The 8,180-nt window shown below is 67.6% G+C and carries 8 protein-coding genes; 6 read left to right on the top strand and 2 right to left on the bottom strand.

The annotated features are described in order from the left end of the window. Positions 1-132: undecaprenyl diphosphate synthase family protein (locus ELR45_RS40810; protein WP_240759614.1), on the top strand; the 132-nt coding region annotated here is incomplete at its 5' end. Positions 133-296: 164 nt separating this feature from the next. Here the strand turns inward: ELR45_RS40810 and ELR45_RS12470 are convergent. Together ELR45_RS12470 and ELR45_RS12465 are read right to left on the bottom strand one after the other, a co-directional pair. Beyond that, a complete protein-coding gene (locus tag ELR45_RS12470) occupies positions 297-1,088 on the bottom strand; it encodes an SDR family NAD(P)-dependent oxidoreductase (protein ID WP_129666364.1) in 792 nt (263 codons plus the stop codon). After that, the gene (locus tag ELR45_RS12465) at positions 1,085-1,747 is read right to left on the bottom strand and encodes a GntR family transcriptional regulator (RefSeq protein WP_129666362.1); all 663 of its coding nucleotides are present in this window, start codon (positions 1,745-1,747) and stop codon (positions 1,085-1,087) included. Before ELR45_RS12465 ends, ELR45_RS12470 begins: the two co-directional genes overlap by 4 nt. Before the next feature lie 164 nt (positions 1,748-1,911). On the opposite strand from ELR45_RS12465, the gene ELR45_RS12460 reads away from it, so the two are divergent. The 5 genes from ELR45_RS12460 to ELR45_RS12440 form a co-directional block, all read left to right on the top strand. After that, complete coding sequence (locus ELR45_RS12460) at positions 1,912-3,576, top strand: alpha-amylase family glycosyl hydrolase (protein WP_129666360.1); 1,665 nt, start codon at positions 1,912-1,914, stop codon at positions 3,574-3,576. Continuing rightward, on the top strand, positions 3,573-4,700 hold the full coding sequence (locus ELR45_RS12455) for a mandelate racemase/muconate lactonizing enzyme family protein (RefSeq protein WP_129666358.1): 1,128 nt from the start codon (positions 3,573-3,575) through the stop codon (positions 4,698-4,700). The genes ELR45_RS12460 and ELR45_RS12455 overlap by 4 nt, the downstream gene beginning before the upstream one ends. Before the next feature lie 38 nt (positions 4,701-4,738). Further along, positions 4,739-6,043, top strand: coding sequence for a DegT/DnrJ/EryC1/StrS family aminotransferase (locus ELR45_RS12450; RefSeq protein ID WP_129666357.1), 1,305 nt, complete (start codon positions 4,739-4,741; stop codon positions 6,041-6,043). Positions 6,044-6,247: 204 nt separating this feature from the next. Next, a complete protein-coding gene (locus ELR45_RS12445) occupies positions 6,248-7,369 on the top strand; it encodes an amidase (protein ID WP_165367716.1) in 1,122 nt (373 codons plus the stop codon). A gap of 63 nt (positions 7,370-7,432) precedes the next feature. Further along, positions 7,433-8,180: arginase family protein (locus tag ELR45_RS12440; protein WP_205856480.1), on the top strand; the 748-nt coding region annotated here is incomplete at its 3' end.

Here is an 8,180-nt window from a genome sequence, read left to right as displayed (position 1 = left end):
TACGCCGAGATGGTGTTCCTGGACACGCTGTGGCCGGACTTCGACCGGCGCGACCTGTGGCGTGCGGTCGAGATCTACGCCCGCCGGGACCGGCGTTACGGCGGAGCCGACCCCGCCGCGCCCGCCATCTGAACGGGCCTCGACATGGTCGGCTGCTTTGGCGTGGCTCGCCTGTCAAAGGGTTGGGCTGATGAGCATCAATGATGCCGTGGCGGCGTTCACCGCGACGTCGGACCATGGGCACCGAGCGCGTTCAAGGCGTGGAAGCCGAGCGTTCACAGTCGGTCTGTGGACGTTCAGAAGTCGTTGGCGCTCTTGGCCATCAGCCCGCCGTCGCACACGAGGTGGGTCCCGGTGACGTAGGAGGAATCGTCGGAAAGTAGCCACACGACGGCGGCGGCGATCTCCTCTGGCCGGGCAAGGCGGCCCAGTGGTACCTGCTCGCGCGCGGCCGCCCGGATCCGTTCGGCCGCGACGTCACGTTCGTCGTCGTCGACGCCGGCCAGCAGTAAGGCGGTGTCCGTGGCTCCGGGCACGACAGCATTCACCCGGATGCCGTGCGAGGCGTAGTCGATGGCCGTCGAGCGGACGAACGCGGAGATACCGCCCTTGGATGCGGCGTAGGCGCTGTTTCCGCCGCCGGAGTGGCCGATGAACGCCGCCGGTGAGGATGTGCAGACGATGGAGCCGCCGCGCCCCGCGGCGACGTGCAGGCGCACGGCTTCCCGGCAGGTAAGGAACAGCCCGGTCAGGTTGACGTCGATCATCTGTTGCCAAGTTGCTGATGAGAGCTGGTGCAACGGCGCGTTGGCCTCGATTCCGGCGTTGGCGAACGTGCCGCTCGGCGCGCCCAGCTCGACGCCGACCTGCTCGAACGCGGCCTGCACGGCCATCTCTGACGACACGTCGCACTCGACGGGGATCGCGGCGGCAGCACCGGTACGCAGCGATTCTTCGGCGACGGTCCGCGCGGCAGCGCCGTCGATGTCGACGACGGCCACCCGGGCACCCCGCGAGGCCAGTGCCAAGCACGTAGCCCGGCCGATACCGGAGCCGGCCCCGGTGACGACCACAGTGTCGGTGCTCACGCCGGCTCCCTGCCAGGGCCGAGGTGGGTGTGGATGTGCCGCTCGACGCTCTGGAGGACCGCCGCCTCGTCGCCGCTGCGGATCACATCCAGTAACTGGTGGTGCTGCTTGGCGACGGCCGCCGGATCCTGATGTCCGGGGGCGTCGCGGCGGAAGTACGCGCGGACCCGGGGCTGGATGGTCCGCCACATCTGCAGGCAGTGGCGCTGCTCGGAACGGACGATGACCAGTTCATGGAAACGGATGTCGGCGTCGGCGAGCCGCTCGGCCGAGCCTTCGATCGCGGCTCGCTCCATCTCGTCCGCCAGTGCCTGCAGCGTGCGCAAGTCGTCCTCGGTCAGGCGGGGAAGTGCCTTGGCGAAGGCGAAACGCTCGATGGTGATCCGGATGGGGACGAGTACCTGCTCGACCTCGTCCTGTGACACACCGAGCACCTCGCTACCACGATAGGGGTAGGAAACGATCAGCCCCTCCTGTTCCAGCTGGCGCAGCGCCTCGCGAACGGGCGCGCGACTCGTACCGAGCTCGGCGGCGATGTCCAGCTCGATCAGACGGGCTCCAGGAGCGAGCTGGCCGCTGGTGATTGCCTCGCGCAGGATCTCGGCGACGTGTTCGCGACGTGACTGGGAAGGGACGCGGCGCAGGCCCAGTCCGCTCATAGCGACCTCCTCGGTTCGATGTGACGATCATACTCGAGCTAGACGACTGTCGACAATCGGCTGTCGTCCTGTTACGTTCACACCTAAGACGCTGGTGATCCGCCTGCCTATCTCGATCTCCGTGACCTGAAACCATCCCCACGATCAAGAGGAACCCGCACCAGATGCAGACCGCGAGCACCAACCCTGAAACGGCCGTCGACGCAGCCGAGGCATGGTGGCGCGGCGCCGTCGTCTACGAGTGTCACCTGCCGAGCTTCCGGGACGGCAACGGCGACGGGATCGGTGATCTGGAGGGCCTGATCGCCTCCCTGGACTACGTGCGTGGCACTCTGGGAGCCGACGCAGTCTGGACTGGTCCGTTCTACCGTTCACCGCTGCTGGACCAGGGGTTCGACGTCGCCGATCACACCGACATCGAGCCGATATTCGGGGACTTGGAGATCTTCGATCGGCTCCTCGTGGAGGCGCACGCCCGGGGCATCCAGGTCATCGTCGACTACATCCCCAACCACACGTCCGACCAGCACCCGTGGTTCATCGACTCCCGCTCGTCGAGGACCAACCCCAAGCGGGACTGGTATGTCTGGCGCGACCCGCACGCCGACGGTGGCCCACCGAACAACTGGACTAGCGAGGCCGGCGGCTCGGTGTGGGAGTGGGACACGGGCACCGGTCAGTACTACCTGCATTCGCACCTGAAGGAGCAGCCCGACCTGAACTGGCGCAACCCGCAGGTGCGGGCCGCCATGCTCGATGTGCTGCGGTACTGGCTGGACAAGGGCGTCGACGGGGTCAGGATCGATGTCGCCCACATGCTGATGAAGGATCCGGAGTTCCGCGACAACCCCGAGGCCGTCGGTGGAAACGACAACCCGTACGACCTGCAACACCCGGACTTCGGCTCACAGCTGCACCTCTACGATCGGCGGCACCCGGACACTCATGATGCACTCGCCGAGATCCGTGCGGTGGTGGATGAATACCCCGGCGCGGTGACCATCGCCGAGATCGAGGCGATGTCCTGGGACGAATGGGCCGCCTACTACGGCCCGGCACTGAACGGTATGCACCTGCCCTTCCCGTTCCGCCTGCTGGAGACCGAATGGCAGGCTGGCCGCCTGCGGAACGAACTCGCCGGCCTCTACGCGGCGATGCCGGCGGGAGGGTGGCCGATCATCGCCTTGGGAAACCACGACCGCTTGCGTCTTGCCACCCGGCTCGGTGCCGCGCAGGCGCGGGTCGCGGCCGTGCTCATGCTCACGGTCGCCGCCACGCCATGCCTGCTCTACGGAGACGAGCTGGGCATGACTGATCAGCCGGTGCCAGCCGAGCGGCAGCGCGACCACTTCGGGCACACCGCCGGCGGCGTGAGCCGGGATTCCACGCGCACGCCCATGCCGTGGAGCGCCGGATATAACGCGGGCTTCTCCTCAGCCGACCCGGCGAAGCTATGGCTGCCCCTCGCTCGCAACTCCGCGGAGATCAATGTCGATGCTCAGCTGGCCGACCCGTCGTCGTTCCTGTCGCTATACCGGAGGCTGATCCAGGTGCGACGCGCGTCGAGTGCGCTGCGCCACGGCGAGCTGCGTTTCCTCGCTGACGCATGTACCGATGCGGTGGTGGCGTACGAGAGATACCGCGGCGCCGATCACAAGGCCGTGTTACTCAACCTGACCGACTCGCCGGCACGGGTACAGCTCGGCCTCACGGGCACAGTCCTGCTGTCCACAGTGGGCGGGAGCGGCCGGCACGTCGAGCCGGAGTTCCATCTGGGCGCCGGAGAGGCCGTCGTCATCGACGTAGTGGAAAGGGCCCGAACGACGTGAAGATCATAGACATCCGGGCCGTCGGCCTGCGCGGAGCTACCCCTCAAGGCGGCTGGGCCCAGGAACTGACACCGGAGGACAACGTCCACACCCTGGTCACCGTCCACACCGACGAGGGGGTGACCGGCACCGGGAGCGTCTTCTCGAGTGAGTCCCTGGTCCGAGCCGCGCTGGAGACGCTCACCCCGCTGTGTCTGGGCGCCGACCCGCGGGAGCCCGACCGCATCAGCCAGCACCTGCACCAGAACACGTTCTGGCTGGGCCGCGGAGGCGCCGTCACTCACACCATCAGCGGTATAGACATCGCCTTGTGGGACATCTTCGGCCTGGCGACCGGCCTGCCGGTGAGCACACTGCTCGGCGGCAGGTACCGCGAGCGGGTCCGCCCGTACGCGTCAGTGCTTGTCGAAGAGCCGCCGGTGCTCACGGACAACCTGGCTCGCCTGGCCGAGCTCGGCTTCACCGCCTTCAAGATCGGATGGGGCCGCTTCGGCCGTATCAGCGAGGCGGCCGATGAGGAGATCGTCCGCACTGCCCGCGATGCCGTAGGACCGCACGCCCAGCTGGCCGTCGACGCGGGCGGCTCCGACGCGTACTGGCGCCGGGACCGTGCATGGGCGTTACGCACGGCTGACATGCTCGCCGACTACGGCATCGCCTGGTTCGAGGAGGCCCTACGGCCCGATGATCTCGATGGTTTCGTGCAGTTGCGGAGGGCGTCGCGAGTCCCCGTGGCTGGCGGCGAGGTGCTGACCAGGCGGCAGGACTTCACTCGATTCCTCGTTGCCGGCGCGTTCGACATCGTTCAGCCGGACACCACGAAGGGCGGTGGGTTGAGCGAGTCACGCCGCGTCGCCTGGTTCGCCGACGAGCTCGGCGTGAGGTTCATCCCGCATGGCTGGAACACTGCGGTCGGCCTCGCCGCGGACCTGCATCTCGCGGCTGCGCTCCCCGGCACTGACCTGGTCGAGTTCAAGACCGGGTCCGCCTATATCGACGAGCTCGCCGGAGGCGGCTTCTGCCTCGACGACGACGGCATGCTTCCCGTCCCGACCGGGCCGGGTCTCGGTATCCGCCTAAATCCAGAGGCGCTCGCGCGATACGCCGGCGTCGCCGGCACGTAAGTCCATTCAGACCACGGACATGAGGAGGAGCAGTCGCGATGGCAGCTAGAGGTTTGCCTGCTGTACTGGGTGGAGATCAGCTGATCAACCCCGGCAACGAGCCGGTGTGGCCTGACTCAGGCTTGATCGAGAGCGCAGCCCTTGGCGAGATCACCGACGGCGGGCAGTGGGCGGGCTACGCGAACCACCCGGCGAAATGGCGAGCGATTCTCGAACAAGTGGTGGCCGATACGACTGGATACCGTTACGGGGTCGGACAGCCGAATGGAACATTGGGGATCGCCAGCGGGTTGCGAGTCCAGCTCCTGGCACGGGGCGACGAATGGGCACGCGGTCGCGATCAGGTGCTCGTTGCGGATCTGACCCATGCCTCCGCGCACCACGGTGTCCGGTTGGGTGTGGCGGCGCAGATAGGTAGGACGCCGAAGATCGTTCCCATCACCGCCAAGCTCGATGCGACGATGGACGAAGTCGCCACGCGCACGTACTTGGCCGAGCACGGCGATCGAGTATTGGCGATCGTGCCCGCCACGATGTACGGGAACTTCGGCGCCATCGATGAGTTCGTCGCGCTTGGGCGCGAATACGACGTCGTCGTCCACCATGACGACGCATTGGGTGGGGCGGCACGGTACGACGGCCCGAAAGCGGCGACGGCGTCGATTTCCGGGCAGGGCGGTGGCAAGGCGGCGCCCTCGTCTGAAGGCGGCATGACGGTCACGTCAGATGAGCACATTGCAGCATTGTTGCGGGCGGACACCGACTGCGGTCACGGGCCGGGACGCGTGGATCCGATCCCGTTCGTGGAGACGGGACCAATTGCCGCGGGCAACCAGCGTCTGGGTGAACAGTCGGCGGCATTGTGGCTCATGCAATGGCTCCGGGCTCTGCACGCCCGGCTTCAGGCCCGCGAGAACCGCCGTCTGATAGGCGAATTGATCGCCGATTCTTCGATGTTCGGCGCCCCGGTGCTCTGGAACCCTCCATTGGACGCCGAGTACCCACCGTTTTTCTCTCTGTACATGCTGTGCACCGACGCATTGGAAGAGAACCTCGGACTGAGTCCCAAGGACCTCCGCGTGACACTGTGTGCCGAGGGTATCTGGGCGGAGGCTGGTTTCACGCCCACCCACCAGGATCTGGCTTGGCGACACTGTACCGAAGCGCTCGACCTTTCGTACGAGGTATCTGCTCGCGTGTATGAGCGCGCCGTGTTCGTGCATACCAAGTTCCTGCGTCACCCGAGCTTCCCGGAGTGGATGAGCGAGATTCTTGGACGGGTCGCGGCGCACAAAGATTCTCTGCGGGGCATCGGGGAAATCGTTCCCGAAACCATCTGGTGATGAGAATGGACGTATTCGCGATCGCATCGGCCAATGCCCACGAGCCATCACACATCACGGTGCAGGAGTCGGGCCTGGCGGCTGTGCTTGCTTTGATCCTGGTCACCACCTAGCAGCAGGGAGGATCGAACCCGTCCCGGAGCCGGACCCGAATCGGGCGGATACTCGCTGGTCAATGGTTGTGCCATGGTGCATGATCGTTGCGTGACCAACGATGCGACCTGGCTGTTACGCCTGGAGACCCACGGTGATGGCCCGCGGCTGGCGGTGAAGGACTGTATCGACGTGGCAGGCACGCCGACGACGGTGGCGTGCCCGGCCGTCATGGAGCATGCGCAGCTGGCAGCGGCCGACGCCCCGGTGGTGCAGACCGCCCGTGAGCAGGGCGCGCGGATCGTCGGGAAGACCAACCTCGTCGAGCTGTGCCGGCACATCGACGGCATCAACCCGTGGACGGGCACGCCGGTCAACCCGATCGACCCCGGGCGGCTACCGGGAGGCTCGTCCAGCGGGTCCGCGGTCGCGGTGGCTCGCGGCGAGGCGGACGTCGCCTACGGGACCGACACCGGTGGCTCGGTCCGGGTGCCGGCGGCATGCTGTGGAATCGCCGGGTTGAAGACGACGGCGGGGCGGATCCCGACGCACGGCGTGTTCGAGTTCTCCCGCACCCTCGATACGGTCGGTCCGCTGGCGCGCGACGTCTCCGGGTTGGCGCTGGGGATGCGGATGATGGAACCGGGCTTCGAGGTATCCGAAATCGACGCGGCACCGCTCACCGCGGCACGCCTGCGGCCGCCCGACGTCGAACCCGCCATCGACGAGGCCGTCGACAGCGCCCTGACCGCGGCCGGGGTGAAGGTGGTGGACGTGACTGTCCCCGAATGGGAAGAGTGGATCGCCGCGGCGAACGACATCATGGGCGCCGAGGGCTACTGGGCCCACCGGCATCTGCTCGACCATCCTGACCGGCTGGAAGGGCGTGACGTCGAGAGCATCCGGAGCGAGGCGGAGATCTCGCCGGCAAGGGTCGTGGAGTGCCGTCGGATCGGACTGGCCGCGCGTGCCGTGCTCGGTGCCTTGCTGGAGGAGCACGCGTTCCTGGCCCTGCCCACGCTGCGCATCATCCCGCCGCGGCTGGGCGAGGTGAAGCCTGGACTGACCTATCTCACGGTTCCGCTGAACCTGGCCGGTCTTCCGGTCGCCGCCCTTCCGATTCCCCGCGCGGACGGGGTTTTTCCTGCGTCGTTGCAGCTCGTCGGCGGTTGGTACGCCGAGGAGAAGCTGCTCGCGGCGGCGTCCCGGGTCGAGGCCGCCATACGTTGGTAGGCTCGCCGACGCCACGTGGCCACCGCGTTCACGCTGCGTGGCTCTCACCGATCGGGGGTTCGTATGGCTGACGCCGGACATGCGCTGACGGTGCTCGACGCTCCGTCGAATCTGGGCCTCCGTCCACCGGGGGAGGGCTTGGTGCCCGGTTGCTATAAGGCGCCCGGCGTGCTGCGCGACGCAGGTCTGCTGACCAGGATCGGCGCGAGCGATGCCGGGGTGGTGACACCCGGCCGCTACCGGCCTGACTGGAGGCCGGGGACGGTCCGCAATGAGGGCGAGATCGCGGACCACTCATTCCGGTTGGCGGATCGGCTGCTGCGGCTCATCGACGGCTCGAATGTGCCTGTCGTGCTCGGCGGCGACTGCAGCATTCTGGTCGGCGTGGGGCTGGCGCTGTGGCGCCGGGGCCGGTTCGGGCTGGCGTCGTTCGACGGTTTGGACTACCGGCACCCAGGCAACAGCGAGACGGCAGGGGGCGCCGTCGGCGGCGAGAGCCTGGCCCTGGTGACCGGGCTAGGCGGCCGGCTCGCCGAGCTGGACGGTGCCCGCCCGTACCTGCGCGCGTCCGACACAGTCGCCCTCGGATTCCGGCCGGACGACGAGTGCGCTGCCGAGGCCGAGAGCAACGGCATGCACCTGATCGACGCGCCGACGTTGGCACGCGATCCGGTGGCGGCATCAGATGAAGCGTTACGCGTTGTGGACGGCTCCGGTCTGGACGGCTTCTGGGTGCACGTCGACGCCGACGTCATCGACCCGGAGCTGATGCCGGCCGTGGACAGCCCTGAGCCGGGTGGGCTGACGTTTG

Source organism: Phytoactinopolyspora endophytica, from assembly GCF_004138495.1.
Taxonomy (GTDB): Bacteria; Actinomycetota; Actinomycetes; order Jiangellales; family Jiangellaceae; genus Phytoactinopolyspora; species Phytoactinopolyspora endophytica.
This window is presented reverse-complemented; position numbering and strand designations above follow the sequence as displayed.

Bases quoted from the DNA above. Each gene is read 5' to 3' on its own strand.
- ELR45_RS12465 (WP_129666362.1), bottom strand. From the start codon at position 1,747: ATGAGCGGACTGGGCCTGCGCCGCGTCCCTTCCCAGTCACGTCGCGAA.
- ELR45_RS12460 (WP_129666360.1), top strand. From the start codon at position 1,912: ATGCAGACCGCGAGCACCAACCCTGAAACGGCCGTCGACGCAGCCGAG.
- ELR45_RS12450 (WP_129666357.1), top strand. From the start codon at position 4,739: ATGGCAGCTAGAGGTTTGCCTGCTGTACTGGGTGGAGATCAGCTGATC.